Genomic DNA, 16,498 nt, shown 5'->3' on the forward strand with positions numbered 1-16,498 from the left:
AAGAACACCGCCGTCAGGGGCGCGTTCCGGGCGTGGCGCGCGCTTTTTCCGGCCTTCCGTGACGAAACGCCGACCCGGGCTGTTTACCTCTGCGTGGTTATCGCTTTTTACGGAGGGCGCTATGCGTAGGGTCGCACTTCCCGTGCTGTCGGCGGTCATCCTGCTGTCCCTGGGTGGCTGCGCGGAGACGGACAGCTGGTTCGGCGGGTCCAACGAGCAGGCGGCCCGGCCGATTCCGCAGCAGTCCCTGCAGACCGCGTCGCGGATCGAGCCCCAGGCGATGCTCGGAAAGACCGTGGTCTCCTACGACGGGCAGAAGGTCGGCACCGTCGACGACGTCCTGATGAACCGCAACAACCGGCCGACCGAGTTGCTGGTGTCCAGCGGCGGCCTCCTGGGGGTCGGCGCACACAACGTGGCGGTGGACATCAACAGCGTGCGCTATTCCCGCGAGCGCGACGAGCTGGTGGCGACCCAGCTGACCAAGGAGCAGTTCGCCAACTTGCCGGCCTACAAGGACGACGGCCGCATGGTGTCGCTGAACCGGCAGCAAGGCCGGTAAGTGGCCTAGTCGTCCGGCTTGCCGGACCGCAGCCGCTTGATGGCGGACCGCTGGCCCTTGGCCTCCAGGCGGCGGCGCTTGGAGCCGAGGGTCGGCTTGGTCGGCCGGCGCGGGGTGGGCGGAACCGCCGCCTCCCGGATCAGGTCGATCAGCCGTTCCAGCGCGTCCTGCCGGTTGCGAACCTGCGTCCGGTGCCGGTCGGCCACCAGCACCAGCACGCCGTCCTGGGTCAGCCGGCTTCCCGCCAGCCGCTCCAGCCGGTGCCGCACGTCGTCCGGAAGGTTCGGCGAGCGCCGCACGTCGAATCGGAGTTGGACCGCACTCTCCGTCTTGTTGACGTGCTGGCCGCCCGGGCCGGAAGCGCGGATGAAGCTTTCCTCGATCTCGTTGTCGTCGAGGCTGATGCGGTGGGTGACTCGGATCATGGGGTGATAACGCTCAATCCGCCGCGACGGTCACGCCTTCCTGCTCATCGACCGCAAGGTCCAGGAGCGGAAGGAAGCTGGCCGGTTCCTGCGCCCCCGACAGGGCGTAGCGGCGATTGAAGATGTAGCAGGGCACCGCTTGCAGCCCGAGCTGCCGCGCCATCGAATCGGCGCTCGCTACGGCGGCCGACTCCGCGTCAGTGGCCAGCAGCCCCTTGATCGATTGAAAGTCGAAGCCCAGCGACGCGGCCGTGCCGGCCAGCGTGTCCCGGTCACCGATGTCCAGCCCATCCACAAAATAGGCGTGGAACAAGGCGTCCGCCATGGCGTCGCCGAGCCCCCGCCGCGCCGCCATGCGAACCAGGCGGTGGGCGTCGAAGCTGTTGGGTGTCCGCCGGACACGGTCCAGGCGCAGGGGCAGCCCGTCGCGCTCGGCCGTTTCCTCGACCACAAGGTGGATTTGCCGCGCCCGCTCCGTCCCGCCGAACTTGGCCGCCAAGTAGGCGCTCCGCTCCATGCCGCCCGGAGCCATGTCGGGGTTCAGCTGGAACGGCTGCCACCGCAGTTCCACATGCAGCCGCGGCCGGTCCGCCAAAGCGCGCGCGAGGCGGCGCTTGCCGATGTAACACCAAGGGCAAATCAGGTCGGCGAAGGTTTCGATGAGCATGGTGGAGGTACTATCCTCCATCATCAGCCGGTCGCGCAACCGTGCAGCCTCTCCGAAGTGCCGCGTTCGGAGCGTTGTCATTCCTCCGGTGCCCGGTTGTGCAACCCTTTGTTAACCCATCCGGTTCGACAGTCGCCTTGTGACTCGGAGCGGGTCCGGGGCAAGACGGGGTGCGCGGGCGATGGGCAATTCCTATGTGGACGGCAAGGTGCGCGACGCGCTGATGGCGGCCAAGGGGAGCCGGGTGACCGCGCAGAAGCTGCTGATGGCCTGGGCGGTCGAAGACCCGCAACTGATGCTGGGCATCGCGCAGCCCTTCCTGAAGGCAATTTCGGCGGCGGCGATCGAGCGGGGAGCCCGCAACCCCAGCGGCGCTCGTCCCGCGACAGCCGGGACCCGTGGACGGCCGGCGCCCGACTCGGCCCTCAGCAAGGAAGCGCTTGCCAACGTCCTGAGCCGTCTCGGCCGCGATCCGGATGAGGATGAAGCGCCGCAGCCGCGCAAGGGGTCTGCGGCCGGACCGTCGCCCATGCGGTCGGCGACCATGGCGGTGACGGCGTCGGGCGGCGGCAACCCGGGCGTCACCCACGAGAAAGCGATGATGACCATTGCCAAGGCCTTCGTCGCGAAGAAGATCCGCTGAGGGTCGCTATCAGTCGTCGAACCAGCCCTTGTTCTTGGGTACGACCTTGATCTCGGGCGGCGGGCTGGCCAGGGACGTGTAGCCGTTCTTGTAAGGGTCCGGGATGTGGTGGCAATCCACATCGGCCAGAGTCCGGTAACAATAGACCTTGGAACGGTCGACCATCACCTTGTCCGGACAATACTCGCCGACCTCCGTGAATTTGAGCGAGGAGCAATCGCGCCCGGTGGCCGCCGACGCGACATGGTCGAACACCGTCTTCTTGGTGCTGGTCAGGGACAGCATGTCGGCCCCCATGCTCGCGACGGTGAAGGGCGTGGACGTGAACAAGCATCCACCGAGCGGCAGAGCCGATACAAGCAGGGTCGCCAACGCGCCGATGTGCCTCATGACCGCCCTTTCCTCAAGCCCGCCGATTCCAGACGAATGCCCTTAAAAAGATGTGAATCAGCGCAGCAGAGTGCAAATGCGGGATCGGCACTGCACGAGCACGAAGGCGTCCTTGTCCTCCGTGCAGTTCACCTTGAAGACAGTCTGCCCCTCGCGCCCAACGGCGTAGCGCATCACCTCCAGCTTGGCGGGCGTGCAGTTGCCCGATGACCGGGCGGCTTCCTTCGCCTCCGCCTGCCCGGCGGAGACGTTCGCGGCCTGTGCCGCGGGAGCCAGCAGCAAGCCTGCGGCGAGAAGGAGGGGGAGGCGCATGAGCGGATCACGGACAAGTGCGGAGCATCGGCCGCACTATGGCATGGAGAACCGCAAAAGGCCTGTGAGAATGCAGCTGGAAGACGCAGGTGGTGGCCCTTAGACGAGAAAAAGCCCGCCGACGCGTGTCGGCGGGCTTTTTCCGCGATGACGAACCCTCGGACATCCGACCCGTCGCGTGGGCGGGCCGGAATGCCGAAGTGATCCGAAATCAGACCGAGTAGTACATCTTGTACTCGATCGGGTGCGGCATGGTTTCGAAGGCCAGCAGCTCCTCGGTGCGCAGCTCGATGTAGGACTCGATCATGTCCTTCGTGAACACGTCGCCCTTCTGCAGGAAGGCGCTGTCGGCCTTCAGGCTGTCCAGGGCTTCGCGCAGCGAGCCGCAAACCGTCGGGACCTTGGCCAGCTCTTCGGCCGGCAGGTCGTACAGGTTCTTGTCCATCGCGTCGCCCGGATGGATCTTGTTCTGGATGCCATCGAGGCCGGCCATCAGCATGGCGGCGAAGGCCAGGTACGGGTTGGCCGACGGGTCCGGGAAGCGGACCTCGACGCGCTTGCCCTTCGGCGAGGCGACGTACGGGATGCGGCAGGAAGCCGAGCGGTTGCGGGCCGAGTAGGCCAGCAGCACCGGAGCCTCATAGCCCGGGACCAGACGCTTGTAGGAGTTGGTCGACGGGTTGGTGAAGGCGTTCAGCGCCTTGGCGTGCTTGATGATGCCGCCGATGTAGTAGAGGGCCATCTCCGACAGGTCGGCATACTGGTTGCCGGCGAACAGCGGCTGGCCTTCCTTCCAGATCGACTGGTGGCAGTGCATGCCCGAGCCGTTGTCGCCGAAGACCGGCTTCGGCATGAAGGTCGCGGTCTTGCCGTAGGCGTGGGCGACGTTGTGCACGACGTACTTGTAGTACTGCATGTTGTCGCCGGTGCGGACCAGCGTGTCGAACTTGATGCCCAGCTCGTGCTGCGAGGCGGCCACCTCGTGGTGGTGCTTCTCGACCGGCACGCCCATCTCGGCGAGCACGCTCAGCATCTCGGCGCGCAGGTCGTTGGCGCTGTCGACCGGGGCGACCGGGAAGTAGCCGCCCTTGACGCCCGGACGGTGCGCCAGGTTGCCGTCCTCATAGTCCTTGTCCGAGGTGTACGGGCCTTCCTCCGAGTCGAACTCGTAGGACACCTTGTTCATCTCGACCTTGAACTTGACGTCGTCGAAGACGAAGAACTCGGCTTCCGGGCCGAAGTAGGCGGTGTCGCCGATGCCGACCGACGCCATGTACTTCTCGGCGGCCTTCGAGATGCCGCGCGGGCAGCGGGCGTAGGGCTGGCCGGTCGACGGCTCGTAGACGTCGCAGAGGATGTTCAGCGTCGGCTGGGCCGCGAACGGGTCCATGACGGCGGTGGTCGGGTCGAGCTGGAGGACCATGTCCGACTCGTTGATCGCCTTCCAGCCGGCGATCGAGGAGCCGTCGAACATGATGCCGTCCTCGAACACGTCCTCGTCGATCGTGGAGACGTGCTGGGCCGTGTGGTGCAGCTTGCCGCGCGGGTCGGTGAAGCGGAGGTCCACGTACTTGACGTCGTGTTCCTTGATCAGGTCGAAGACCTTGCTGATGTCGGACATTTCTCTTTTTCCACGCTTAAGAGGTTTGGGTCCCGCAGCGTCAAACCGACCGAAGGGGGCGGGTGACGGCGCTCGCGGCGGACGTTATGTCATGCCTTTTCCGCGCACACAACGTAGCAGCACAAAAAGTCGCGCCCCGAGGGGATTCCGCGCACGAATATCTCCGTACGTGGGGCGCGGGGCCGTTTTGCCGGGGGCAGGGGGAAAGGCGCATGTTGGCGGGTGAGGTCGGGAATGCGTGTCCGGCGCGATCAGATCGCGTCGGCACCCTTCTCGCCGGTCCGGATACGGACCACTTCTTCCACGGGAGTGACGAAGATCTTGCCGTCGCCGATGCGTCCGGTGTGGGCGGCCTGCTGGATCGCCTCGATCGCGCGCTCCACCAGGGTATCTTCCATCACCACCTCGATCTTCACCTTCGGCAGGAAGTCGACCACATACTCCGCGCCACGGTACAGCTCGGTGTGCCCCTTCTGGCGGCCGAAGCCCTTGGCCTCGGTGACGGTGATGCCCTTGATGCCGACCTCGTGAAGGGCTTCCTTCACCTCGTCGAGTTTGAACGGCTTAATGATGGCTTCGATCTTCTTCATGGGTCTCTCGTGTACGAGGTGCCAACGCCGGCAGGCACCGTCCACGGCACTGCCGACGCCCCTTCGTAAGCACGGGGCGTGCCAAGCGCGGGGGAAGCGGATCGCCAGCGCGGGATGCTGGCCGTCTCGGAGCCGGTGCCACCGGCGGCAGCATGAGGCTGCCACTGGATAGGGCGAAGTGAACAATATTTGTGCAGATCGCGCAAGAGATCCGCACGGCTACCGACACCGGACGGAGTAGCCGCAAATTTTTCGCGAGCATGGAAAACAAGGCTTGACCGGCCGGGTTCCATGGGGCAAATAGGCGGCCCCGCTGCGGCGATGGTAGCTCAGTTGGTAGAGCCCTCGGTTGTGGTCCGAGTGGTCGTGGGTTCGAGTCCCATCCATCGCCCCAGTCCCCCTCACTATGTCCCGCCCGCCCGGATTGTGCAATGCAATAAGGGTGGCTTCGGCCGGCACGCCGTTGCAGGGTTTGATGAGGTTGGCCGGAACGGCGGGTCCACGGTGGCGGTGGTAGCTCAGTTGGTAGAGCCCTCGGTTGTGGTCCGAGTGGTCGTGGGTTCGAGTCCCATCCATCGCCCCAATCCTTCCCTTCTAAATTCCTCCCTCTAAAATTCAGCGCTCCCCATGTGGTTGGCTTCTCGCCGGGCCTGCGCGCGCCTATGCTGCCGCAAACGCCGTGCGGGGAGGACCGATGTTCCGCGAAAACACGCTGAAGCGAACGCTTGCCGCCGGAAAGCCGGCGCTCGGCTGCTGGCTCGACATGCGCAGCCCGGTGGCGGCGGAGATCGTCGGCCTTGCCGGGTACGATTGCGCGGTCATCGACCATGAGCATGGTCCCGGCTCGCTCGGCGATGGGCTGGCGCTTTTGCAGGCACTCTCCGGCACCGGCTGCACGGGATTGATGCGCGTTCCGGCGAACGACCCGGTTTATCTCAAGCGTGCGCTCGACCTCGGCGTCGAGGGCGTGATGATCCCCTCCGTGAACTCGGCGGAGGAGGCGAGGGCGGCGGTGGCCGCCTGCCGCTATCCGCCCAACGGGCTGCGGGGGGCCGCCTATGGGTTGGCGCGCGGCGCCGACTACGGCATCTGCAGCGAGCGATACCGTGACCGTTGCGCCGACGAGCTTTTCATCATTTGCCAGATTGAGACGATGCAGGCGGTGGAGGCCATCCCGGAGATCGCCGCCGTCGACGGCGTCGACATGCTGTTCGTCGGCCCCTACGACCTGTCCGGCAGCTTCGGCCGCCTCGGCCAGTTCGACGACCCCGAAGTTCTGGCGCTTCTCGACCGGACGGAGCGGGCGATCCTGGCGTCCGGCACGCTCTACGGCACCATTCCGGTGAAGAACCGGCCGATGGAGCAGCTGATCGAGCGGGGATGCCACCTCGTCGTGGCGGGCGGCGACATCGGCTTCATGCGGGCGGGAGCCCTGGCCCAGGTCGACGCGTTCCGCAGGGCGTCAGGAGGTCAACCCGGGGGAGGTGCCTGATGGAGGAACTGCTGTCCGTTGCGGAGATGTACCGGGCGGATGCGTTGACCATGGCCGGCGGCGTTCCCGGACCGGTGCTGATGGAGGCGGCCGGGGCTGCCGTCGTCCGCGCGGTCTGCGAGCGCTGGGCGCCGCACCCGACGGTCGTCCTCTGCGGTCCGGGCAACAACGGCGGCGACGGCTTCGTCATCGCGCGCCTGCTTCTGGAAGCGGGATGGCCGGTCCGCCTTGCCCTTCTGGGCTCCCGCTCCGCCCTGCGCGGGGACGCCGCGGTGGCGGCGGAGCGCTGGGGCGGTCCGGTCGAAGCGGCGGACCCGTTCCTGCTCCAGGGCAACCCGCTGGTCATCGACGCGCTGTTCGGTGCCGGGCTCACCCGTCCGCTCGACGGGATAGCCAAGGCGGTGGTCGACGCTATGGCTGGCCGGACCGTCGTGGCGGTCGACGTGCCGAGCGGCGTGCACGGCGACTCCGGTGAGGTGCTCGGCGCTGCTCCCCAGGCCGCGCTGACCGTCACCTTCTTCCGGCGCAAGCCCGGACACCTTCTAATGCCGGCCCGCGCCCTGTGCGGCGAGGTCGTCGTCGCCGATATCGGCATTCCCGACTCGGTGCTGGACAGCATCGAGCCGACGGCGTTCGAGAACGGCCCGTCCCTGTGGCGCCGACGCTACCCGTGGCCGCGGCTGGACGCCCACAAATACGCGCGCGGGCACGCCGTCGTGCTGGGCGGCGCGCGCATGACCGGGGCCGCCCGCCTCTCGGCGCGCGCGGCGCTGCGGGCCGGGGCCGGGCTGGTGACCATCGCCAGCCCGCCGGAGGCCTTTCCCATCTACGCCGCGGGTTCGCCGAGCCTGATCGTCGCGGAGACGGCTGACGGGCAGGCGTTCGAGGCGCTGCTGTCGGACTCGCGGAAGAACGCCGTCCTCCTTGGCCCCGGCGCCGGTGTCGGGCCGGACACCCGCGCGCGGGTGCTGTCCGCTCTGGCGGCGGGCAAGGACTGCGTGTTGGACGCGGACGCCCTGACCAGCGTCGCCGAATCGCCGACCGACCTGTTCGATTGCCTGACCGGCCGGTGCGTCCTGACCCCGCACGAGGGGGAGTTCGCCCGTGTTTTCCCGGATCTCGCGAAGGCCGGTGGCGGCAAGATGTCGCGGGCCCGCGCCGCGGCAGAGCGGTGCGGCGCGGTCGTGCTGATCAAGGGGGCGGACACGGTCGTCGCCGCACCCGATGGCCGGGCGGTCGTCAACGCCAACGCCCCGGCGGACCTCGCCACGGCTGGGTCCGGCGATGTGCTGGCGGGCATGGTCCTGGGATTGCTCGCGCAGGGGATGGACGCCTTCGACGCCACCTGCGCCGCGGTGTGGCTGCACGGCGCGACGGCCAACGCGGTGGGGCCCGGTCTGATCGCCGAGGATCTGCCGGAGGCACTGCCGGGCGTGCTGCGGCGTCTCAAAACCGGTGACCTCTAGTTCCCATTCGATCGGATGGGGACTATCCATCCGGTCAGGCTCACGCTAACCGCTTGCCGAGGGCGGCTTGGCGGGCCAGACTCCCGGCATGAGCGATATGCCGGAGATGATCAGCAACGAGCCCGCGCCGGCCGCGCCACCGCAGCCGGGCCTGCTCGACCGAACCCTGGACTCCCTGCGCGCCCGCTGGCGCGAGATCGCCGCGTCGGCGCGCGGCGTGGTGGGCGCCCCGCCGCGCGCCTCGCTGCCCAAAGAGGACGCGGAGCGCCTGAAGGAGCAGATCGAGGCTTGCCTGGAGGGCCGTGGCGGCGAGGTGTCGGCCCGCGCCCGCGCCGCGCAGCTCGGCCGCACCTACCTGGCGCTCGACCCGCGAGGGCGGCGCAACTTCCTGATGATGCTCGCGCGCGACTTTGACGTGGACCGTGCCGCGGTGGACGAGGCCATGGCAACCTTCCTGGCGGCCACCGACCCGGTCGGCCGCGGCCATGCCGAGCGCGCGCTGCGCCGGGCGCTGGAGCCACCGCGCCTGCGCCTGCTGACCCAGTTCAACGCGCTGCCCGAAGGGGTGAAGTTCCTCGTCGACCTGCGCGCCGAGCTGATGGAGATGGCGCGCGGTGAGCCGCTGCTCCAGGCGCTTGAGGACGACCTGAAGAACCTGCTGCGGCACTGGTTCGATGTCGGCTTCCTGGAAATGCACCGCATCACCTGGGACAGCCCGGCCTCCCTCCTGGAGAAGCTGATCAAATACGAGGCGGTGCACGAGATCAGCGGCTGGCAGGACCTGAAGGACCGGCTCGACTCCGACCGGCGCTGCTTCGCCTTCTTCCACCCGCGCATGCCCAACGAGCCGCTGATCTTCGTCGAGGTCGCGCTGGTGCAGGGCATGTCCGACAACGTCCAGGCGCTGCTCGACCCGTCCGCGCCGGTGTGCGACCCTAAGAGCGCCGACAGCGCCATCTTCTACTCCATCTCCAACGCGCAGGTCGGGCTGGCCGGTATCAGCTTCGGCAACTTCCTGATCAAGCGTGTGGTGGATGGGCTGACCAACGAGTTTCCCAACATCAAGGGATTCGCAACCCTGTCGCCGATTCCCGGCTTCCGCCGCTGGCTCGACCGGGAGATGACGGAGCTTGGAGACGCGCTGCTGACCCCGCCGGAGGCCGAGCGACTCGCCGAGGCGCTCGCCGAACGCGGATCGGAGGGCGCCGATTCCGACGGCGACGGCGCCGAGGAGCCGCCGGTGCTGTCCGCCGCGCTGGCCCTTCCCGGCTGGCACGAGGACGAGGAGTTGCAGAAGCGGATGCGCGGCCCCCTGACCCGGCTGTGCGTCCAGTACCTGACCACCGCGCGCGCGTCCGATCGCCGCAGCGAACGCCCCGGCACCGCCCCGGCGCGGGCGCTCGACCCGGTCGCGCATTTCCACCTCAGCAACGGTGCGCGCATGGAGCGGCTGAACTGGCTGGGCGACACATCGCCCAAGGGGCTGCGGCAGTCCTGCGGGATGATGATCAACTACCGGTACAAGTTGGCCGAAATCGACGCCAACCACGAGGCCTACCGGGGAGAGGGGAAGATAAACGCCTCCTCCTCGATCCGCTCGCTCGGCAAGGCGGGCGCGTGAGGGGACGGCTCGCGCCAAAACGCACCCATCTGGCTCCCAAAGAGGCTGTTTGCGACGCGAACCCTGTGCTATAGAGCGGGCTTCGCCGGCAGTCCGGCGGGTGTTCCGCACCCGTTGCGGGCTGTCTTTGCCATTGCGGGCGTGGCGGAATTGGTAGACGCGCTGGATTTAGGTTCCAGTGACTTCGGTCGTATGGGTTCAAGTCCCTTCGCCCGCACCATGGCAAACCCTTGGACCGCATGGGAACACACGGTTTCGGGCCGCCCGGACGGGCGCCGCCGGGCCGGACAACGAGATAGGCTTTCGTTCCGATGAACATCACCGAGACCAGCGCCGACGGCCTGAAGCGCGAGTACAAGGTCGTCATTTCCGCCCAGGATATCGAACAGAAGGTGCAGGGCCGGCTCGACGAGCTGCGCCAGACGGTGCAGCTGCCCGGCTTCCGCCCGGGCAAGGTGCCGGTCGCCGTGATCAAGCAGCGCTACGGCGGCAGCGTCCTGGCCGAGGCCCTGGAAGACGCCATCGCCGACAGCTCGCGCCAGGCGCTGAGCGAGCGCGGCCTGCGCATCGCCATGCAGCCGAAGATCGAGGTCGAGAAGTACGAGCAGGGCGGCGACCTGTCCTACACCATGGGCGTCGAGCTGCTGCCGGACATCGAGCCGGGCGACTTCGCCGCGCTGGAGCTGGAGAAGCCGGTCGCCGAGGTCGAGGACAAGGCCGTGGACGAGGCGGTCGCCCGCCTGGCGTCCGCCCACTCCGTCCAGGCCCCGGTCACCGAGGACCGTCCGGCCGAGAAGGGCGACATCGCCGTGATCGACTTCGCCGGCACCGTCGGCGGCGAGGCCCTGCCGGGCATGGACGGCAAGGACTATCCGCTGGAGCTGGGCGCCAACCAGTTCGTTCCGGGCTTCGAGGACCAGCTGGTCGGCGCCAAGGCCGGCGAGCACCGCACGGTCACCGTGACCTTCCCGGCCGACTACCCGCACGAGCAGCTGAAGGGCGCCGAGACGGTGTTCGAGGTCGACGTGAAGGAGCTCCGCAAGAACGTCCCGGCCGAGGTTAACGACGACCTCGCCAAGGAGTTCGGCATGGAGAGCCTGGAGAAGCTGCGCGAGGCCGTCAGCGACCGCATCAAGAGCGAGTACGCCAACGTGTCGCGCCTGCGCGTGAAGCGCCAGCTGCTCGACAAGCTGGCCGAGGGCCACTCCTTCGAGGTCCCGCCGGGCATGGTGGACATCGAGTTCAACGGCATCTGGGAGCGCCTTCAGGAGGAGCTGAAGAACGGCACCGCCGGCGAGGACGCCGGCAAGCCGGAGGAGGAGCTGAAGGCCGAGTACCGCGGCATCGCCGAGCGCCGCGTGCGCCTGGGCCTGCTGCTGTCCGAGGTCGGCCGCCGCAACAACATCCAGGTGAGCCAGGATGAGCTGAACCGCGCCCTGATCGCCGAGGCGCGCCGCTTCCCCGGCCAGGAGCGCCAGGTGTTCGACTTCTTCAAGCAGAACCAGCAGGCGCTTGAGAACCTCCGCGCCCCGATCTTCGAGGACAAGGTCGTCGACTTCATCCTGGATCAGGCCAAGGTGAACGAGAAGCCCGTGTCGGTCGACGAGCTGATGAAGGATCCCGACGAGGAGGCCGCCGCGGCCTAATCGGCGAGAAAGGATGAGGGGCGGCCTACCGGCCGCCCCGATCCATACCTATATGAATGTCTGCTCAGACCTCAAACGAGCTGCGGGAGCAGGGAAGAACAACATGTACGACTTCGAACCGAAGATGAATGCTCTGGTCCCGATGGTCATCGAGCAGACCAACCGGGGCGAACGGGCGTACGACATTTATTCGCGACTGCTGAAGGAGCGGATCATCTTCCTGATCGGCGGTGTCAACGACGCCGTGGCCAGCCTGATCTGTTCGCAGCTGCTGTTCCTTGAGTCGGAGAACCCGAGCAAGGACATCGCGCTCTACATCAATTCTCCGGGCGGCTACGTCTCAGCCGGCCTCGCCATCTACGACACCATGCAGTACATCCGTCCGCAGGTGTCCACGGTGTGCATGGGCCAGGCGGCCTCCATGGGCTCGCTCCTGCTGGCCGCGGGCGCGCCGGGCAAGCGCTTCTCGCTGCCGAACAGCCGGATCATGATCCACCAGCCGTCGGGCGGCGCCCAGGGCCAGGCCTCGGACATCGAGATCCAGGCCCAGGAGATCCTGAAGCTGCGGTCGCGCCTCAACGACATCTACGTCAAGCACACCGGCCAGACGCTCGACACGATTGAGGCCGCGATGGAGCGCGACAAGTTCATGTCTCCGGAGGAGGCCAAGGCCTTCGGCCTGATCGACGAGGTGGTCGAGAAGCGTCCGGGCGGCGACTCCAGCGCGTCGTAACCGGCGCCGCCGCATCCCCCGGTCCGCGCCGGGGGAAGGGCGGTGGTGGTCGTCCAATGCGGCAGTGCACAATCGCTTCCCGCTCGGTGGGGCGACCAACAAATGATTGATTGCGCCGTTTCCCTGTTGTTGAATGGCAGCGAGACGGCCCGACGGGTCGGGTTCGGGCGCCGTAAGGACGCTTTGGACCATGTATGAGCGGATGCGTTAACCTTGTCGAAGGCATTGCCGGAGACAACCTTTGAAAGGACCGGCGTCGGGGGACGCCGCAGGCGGTTGACTGGTAACGGATGAGTCCCCCGCGAGATGACGGAGTACCGATGAGCAAGTCCAGCAGCGGCGATTCGAAGAACACGCTCTACTGCTCCTTTTGCGGCAAGAGCCAGCACGAGGTCCGCAAGCTGATTGCCGGTCCGACGGTGTTCATCTGTGATGAATGCGTCGAGCTGTGCATGGACATCATTCGCGAGGAGAACAAGACGACCCTCGTGAAGTCCCGCGACGGCGTGCCGACCCCGCGCGACATCCATGCGGTGCTGGACGATTACGTGATCGGCCAGGACCACGCGAAACGTGTCCTTTCGGTCGCGGTGCACAACCACTACAAGCGGTTGGCGCACGGCACCAAGCACAACGACGTCGAACTGGCGAAGTCCAACATCCTGCTGATCGGCCCGACGGGCTGCGGCAAGACGCTGCTCGCCCAGACGCTCGCCCGAATCATCGACGTGCCCTTCACGATGGCCGACGCGACGACGCTGACCGAAGCCGGTTATGTCGGCGAGGACGTCGAGAACATCATCCTGAAGCTCCTGCAGGCCGCCGACTACAACGTCGAACGTGCGCAGCGCGGCATCGTCTACATCGACGAGGTCGACAAGATCAGCCGCAAGTCCGACAACCCGTCGATCACGCGCGACGTGTCGGGCGAGGGCGTGCAGCAGGCCCTGCTGAAGATCATGGAAGGCACCGTCGCCTCCGTGCCGCCGCAGGGCGGCCGCAAGCATCCGCAGCAGGAGTTCCTCCAGGTCGACACGACCAACATCCTGTTCATCTGCGGCGGCGCCTTCGCCGGCCTCGACAAGATCATCGCCCAGCGCGGCAAGGGCACGTCGATCGGCTTCGGCGCCGACGTTCGCGGCCCGGACGAGCGGACCACCGGCGACATCCTGCGCGAGGTCGAGCCCGAGGATCTGCTGAAGTTCGGCCTGATCCCGGAATTCGTCGGCCGTCTCCCGGTCGTCGCCACGCTGGCGGACTTGGACGAGGGCGCCCTGGTCGAAATCCTCACCCGCCCGAAGAACGCTCTGGTCAAGCAGTACCAGCGCCTGTTCGAGATGGAGGACGTCCGGCTGGAGTTCTCCGAGGACGCGCTGAAGAACATCGCACACAAGGCGATCCAGCGGAAGACCGGCGCGCGCGGCCTGCGGTCCATCATGGAATCGATCCTGCTCGATCCCATGTTCGACCTTCCGGGTTTGGCGGGTGTCGAAAGCATCCTGGTAAACAAGGAAGTGGTCGAAGGGCGTGCCAAGCCGCTCTATGTCCACGCCGAACGCCGTGGGGAACAACAGGCTCCCGGTGCTTAAAGAATAGCGAAGGCGTGTGCCTAGGGATTGGGCACCCGCCATTCGCTTTCCACAGTGCGGCAATGATTGAACGGGCGCGTGAACACGCGCCCGTTTTTGCTGTGATTTTGTCCGATTAGGGGGCGGAATACCGCCTTACAGCCCCTTGAAGGGGCACGGGGGCTGTGCCACGTTAGAAAGCGTGCCGGTTTTCGTGCCCCGCGCTCATCCCGAGGCAGGGCCCCTCTCAGGCCCATCCCGGGCTGACGGCGTCCCAATCAAGAGGCCCAATCAATGTTCGAAATCCCCCGTGGTGCCCTCTATCCGGTCCTGCCGCTGCGCGACATCGTGGTCTTCCCCCACATGATCGTGCCGCTCTTCGTCGGCCGCGAGAAATCCGTGCGCGCCCTGGAAGACGTCATGAAGGATGATAAGCAGATCCTTCTCGTCACCCAGAAGAACGCCGCGCAGGACGATCCGACGCCGGCGGACATCTACAGCGTCGGCACCGTCGGCACCGTGCTGCAGCTCCTGAAGCTGCCCGACGGGACGGTGAAGGTGCTCGTGGAAGGCGGCCAGCGGGCGTCCATCACGAAGTTCGCCGAGAACGAGGATTTCTTCCAGGCCTACGCCGACCTCGTCGAGGAGAAGGTGGGCGAGAGCCAGGAGCTGGAAGCGCTGGGACGCGCCGTCGTGTCGCAGTTCGAGCAGTACATCAAGCTGAACAAGAAGATCCCGCCGGAGGTGCTGGTCTCGATCAACCAGATCGAGGAGCCGGGCAAGCTGGCCGACACCGTGGCCTCGCACCTCGCCCTCAAGATTCCGGAAAAGCAGCAGCTCCTGGAATGCGCGACCGTATCGGAGCGCCTGGAGCGGGTCTATGCCTTCATGGAAGGCGAGATCGGCGTGCTGCAGGTGGAAAAGCGCATCCGCAACCGCGTCAAGCGGCAAATGGAGAAGACCCAGCGCGAGTACTACCTGAACGAACAGCTGAAGGCGATCCAGAAGGAACTCGGCGAGACCGAGGACGGCCGCGATGAGTCGGCCGAGCTGGAAGAGAAGATCAACAAGACGCGCTTCTCCAAGGAGGCCCGCGACAAGGCGCTCGCCGAGCTGAAGAAGCTGCGGTCGATGAGCCCGATGTCCGCCGAGGCCACCGTCGTGCGCAACTACCTGGACTGGATGCTGTCCATTCCGTGGAAGAAGCGCACCAAGGTGAAGAAGGACCTGAAGCTCGCGCAGAAGATCCTCGACGCCGACCATTACGGTCTGGAGAAGGTCAAGGAGCGCATCCTTGAGTATCTCGCGGTCCAGAACCGCATGAACAAGGTCAAGGGCCCGATCCTGTGCCTGGTCGGCCCGCCCGGCGTCGGCAAGACCTCGCTCGGCAAGTCCATCGCCAAGTCGACGGGACGCAACTTCGTCCGCATGTCGCTGGGCGGCGTCCGCGACGAGGCGGAGGTCCGCGGTCACCGGCGTACCTACATCGGTTCGATGCCCGGCAAGGTGATCCAGGGCATGAAGAAGGCGAAGTCGTCGAACCCGTTGTTCCTGCTGGACGAGATCGACAAGCTCGGCGCCGACTGGCGCGGCGACCCGTCCTCCGCCCTGCTGGAGGTCCTCGATCCGGAGCAGAACGGCACCTTCAACGACCATTACCTGGAGGTCGACTACGACCTGTCCGACGTGATGTTCGTCTGCACGGCCAACACGATGCGCATGCCGCAGCCGCTGCTGGACCGCATGGAGATCATCCGCGTCGCCGGCTACACCGAGGACGAAAAGGTCGAGATCTCCAAGCGCCACTTGATTGAGAAGCAGATCGAGGCGAATGGTCTGAAGAAGGGCGAGTTCGCCATTTCCGACGACGCGCTGCGCGACCTGATCCGCTACTACACCCGCGAGGCCGGCGTCCGCAGCTTGGAGCGTGAGATCGCCAACCTGTGCCGCAAGGCCGTGAAGGAGATCCTGATGAAGGGCTCCGGCGGCGGCAAGGTGACGATCACACGCCGGAACCTGGACAAGTACGCTGGCGTCCGCCGCTTCCACTTCGGCGAAGCCGAACTGGAGGATCTGGTCGGTGTGACCACGGGCCTGGCCTGGACCGAGGTCGGTGGCGAGCTTCTGTCGATCGAGGCGGTGTCGCTGCCGGGCAAGGGGCGTGTCACCACGACCGGCAAGCTGGGCGACGTGATGAAGGAATCGGTCCAGGCGGCCGAGAGCTACGTCAAGTCGCGCGCCACGGCCTTTGGCATCAAGCCGACCCTGTTCGAGAAGAGGGACATCCACGTCCACGTTCCGGAAGGCGCCACCCCGAAGGACGGCCCGTCGGCCGGCGTGGCGATGATCACCTCCATCGTGTCCGTCCTCACCACCATTCCGGTGCGCAAGGACGTGGCGATGACCGGTGAGATCACGCTGCGCGGTCGCGTGCTTCCGATCGGCGGTCTGAAGGAAAAGCTGCTGGCTGCGCTGCGTGGTGGCCTCAAGCACGTGCTGATCCCAAAAGACAACGAAAAGGATCTGGCCGACATTCCGGACAACGTGAAGCGCGGGCTGGAAATCATTCCGGTCAGCACGGTCGACGACGTCTTGAAGAACGCGCTGGTTCGTCCGCTGGAGCCGATCGAGTGGACCGAGCCGGAGGCTGTCGAACCCGCTGTTGCGAAGCAGCAGACCGATGCGACCGGTGAAGTCATTCGTCACTGACCCAGTTTTCAGGGTTATGGCCGCGTAAAAATGCGGCTTCTGTCCAGAACGCC

15 protein-coding genes and 3 tRNA genes are annotated in these 16,498 nt (G+C 66.5%); 12 read left to right on the forward strand and 6 right to left on the reverse strand.

All coding sequences use genetic code 11. The features are described 5' to 3' along the window. The first annotated feature begins 121 nt into the window (after positions 1-121). Entirely contained in the window at positions 122-562 is a 441-nt protein-coding gene (locus tag M2351_RS06265) for a PRC-barrel domain-containing protein (protein WP_264655261.1), read from the forward strand. A gap of 5 nt (positions 563-567) precedes the next feature. Here M2351_RS06265 and arfB read toward each other — a convergent pair whose 3' ends face one another. After that, positions 568-987 carry an alternative ribosome rescue aminoacyl-tRNA hydrolase ArfB gene (gene arfB / locus M2351_RS06270; protein WP_209764168.1) on the reverse strand — a complete coding sequence of 140 codons (420 nt, stop codon included), beginning with the start codon at positions 985-987 and terminating at the stop codon, positions 568-570. Between the two features lie 13 nt (positions 988-1,000). After that, positions 1,001-1,735 carry a DsbA family oxidoreductase gene (locus M2351_RS06275; RefSeq protein ID WP_264655262.1) on the reverse strand — a complete coding sequence of 245 codons (735 nt, stop codon included), beginning with the start codon at positions 1,733-1,735 and terminating at the stop codon, positions 1,001-1,003. A gap of 100 nt (positions 1,736-1,835) precedes the next feature. Between M2351_RS06275 and M2351_RS06280 the strand changes: the two genes are divergently transcribed. Then, positions 1,836-2,297 carry a hypothetical protein gene (locus tag M2351_RS06280; protein ID WP_264655263.1) on the forward strand — a complete coding sequence of 154 codons (462 nt, stop codon included), beginning with the start codon at positions 1,836-1,838 and terminating at the stop codon, positions 2,295-2,297. A 9-nt stretch (positions 2,298-2,306) separates the two neighbouring features. On the opposite strand, the gene M2351_RS06285 is transcribed toward M2351_RS06280, so the two are convergent. The 4 genes from M2351_RS06285 to M2351_RS06300 all read right to left on the reverse strand — a co-directional run bounded on the left by M2351_RS06285 (position 2,307) and on the right by M2351_RS06300 (position 5,210). After that, positions 2,307-2,687: a hypothetical protein gene (locus tag M2351_RS06285; RefSeq protein ID WP_264655264.1), complete on the reverse strand. Its 381-nt coding sequence runs from the start codon at positions 2,685-2,687 to the stop codon at positions 2,307-2,309. Between the two features lie 57 nt (positions 2,688-2,744). After that, positions 2,745-2,999 (reverse strand): hypothetical protein, encoded by a 255-nt coding sequence (locus tag M2351_RS06290; protein WP_264655265.1) that lies wholly within the window; start codon positions 2,997-2,999, stop codon positions 2,745-2,747. Positions 3,000-3,210: 211 nt separating this feature from the next. Continuing rightward, positions 3,211-4,620 carry a type I glutamate--ammonia ligase gene (glnA, locus tag M2351_RS06295; RefSeq protein ID WP_264655266.1) on the reverse strand — a complete coding sequence of 470 codons (1,410 nt, stop codon included), beginning with the start codon at positions 4,618-4,620 and terminating at the stop codon, positions 3,211-3,213. 251 nt (positions 4,621-4,871) lie between these two features. Further along, positions 4,872-5,210, reverse strand: a complete 339-nt coding sequence (locus M2351_RS06300; protein ID WP_119829694.1) for a P-II family nitrogen regulator — start codon at positions 5,208-5,210, stop codon at positions 4,872-4,874. A gap of 318 nt (positions 5,211-5,528) precedes the next feature. Here M2351_RS06300 and M2351_RS06305 point away from each other — a divergent pair. The 10 genes from M2351_RS06305 to lon all read left to right on the forward strand — a co-directional run bounded on the left by M2351_RS06305 (position 5,529) and on the right by lon (position 16,445). Further along, positions 5,529-5,604 (forward strand) — tRNA-His (locus tag M2351_RS06305). 113 nt (positions 5,605-5,717) lie between these two features. Then, positions 5,718-5,793 (forward strand) — tRNA-His (locus tag M2351_RS06310). 111 nt (positions 5,794-5,904) lie between these two features. Next, complete coding sequence (locus M2351_RS06315; protein WP_264655267.1) at positions 5,905-6,702, forward strand: HpcH/HpaI aldolase family protein; 798 nt, start codon at positions 5,905-5,907, stop codon at positions 6,700-6,702. Then, positions 6,702-8,168, forward strand: coding sequence for an NAD(P)H-hydrate dehydratase (locus M2351_RS06320; protein ID WP_264655268.1), 1,467 nt, complete (start codon positions 6,702-6,704; stop codon positions 8,166-8,168). The genes M2351_RS06315 and M2351_RS06320 overlap by 1 nt, the downstream gene beginning before the upstream one ends. 88 nt (positions 8,169-8,256) lie before the next feature. Continuing rightward, on the forward strand, positions 8,257-9,789 hold the full coding sequence (locus M2351_RS06325; protein WP_264655269.1) for a malonyl-CoA decarboxylase: 1,533 nt from the start codon (positions 8,257-8,259) through the stop codon (positions 9,787-9,789). A gap of 135 nt (positions 9,790-9,924) precedes the next feature. Further along, positions 9,925-10,009: transfer RNA gene (locus tag M2351_RS06330), tRNA-Leu, on the forward strand. Positions 10,010-10,100: 91 nt separating this feature from the next. Next, a complete protein-coding gene (gene tig, locus M2351_RS06335) occupies positions 10,101-11,435 on the forward strand; it encodes a trigger factor (protein ID WP_264655270.1) in 1,335 nt (444 codons plus the stop codon). 103 nt (positions 11,436-11,538) lie between these two features. Further along, positions 11,539-12,168 carry an ATP-dependent Clp endopeptidase proteolytic subunit ClpP gene (gene clpP / locus M2351_RS06340; RefSeq protein ID WP_264655271.1) on the forward strand — a complete coding sequence of 210 codons (630 nt, stop codon included), beginning with the start codon at positions 11,539-11,541 and terminating at the stop codon, positions 12,166-12,168. Positions 12,169-12,488: 320 nt separating this feature from the next. After that, on the forward strand, positions 12,489-13,757 hold the full coding sequence (gene clpX, locus M2351_RS06345) for an ATP-dependent Clp protease ATP-binding subunit ClpX (RefSeq protein ID WP_264655272.1): 1,269 nt from the start codon (positions 12,489-12,491) through the stop codon (positions 13,755-13,757). Between the two features lie 273 nt (positions 13,758-14,030). Next, positions 14,031-16,445: an endopeptidase La gene (gene lon, locus M2351_RS06350; protein WP_264655273.1), complete on the forward strand. Its 2,415-nt coding sequence runs from the start codon at positions 14,031-14,033 to the stop codon at positions 16,443-16,445. Positions 16,446-16,498 lie beyond the last annotated feature (53 nt).

Source organism: Azospirillum canadense, from assembly GCF_025961225.1.
Classification (GTDB): domain Bacteria; phylum Pseudomonadota; class Alphaproteobacteria; order Azospirillales; family Azospirillaceae; genus Azospirillum; species Azospirillum canadense.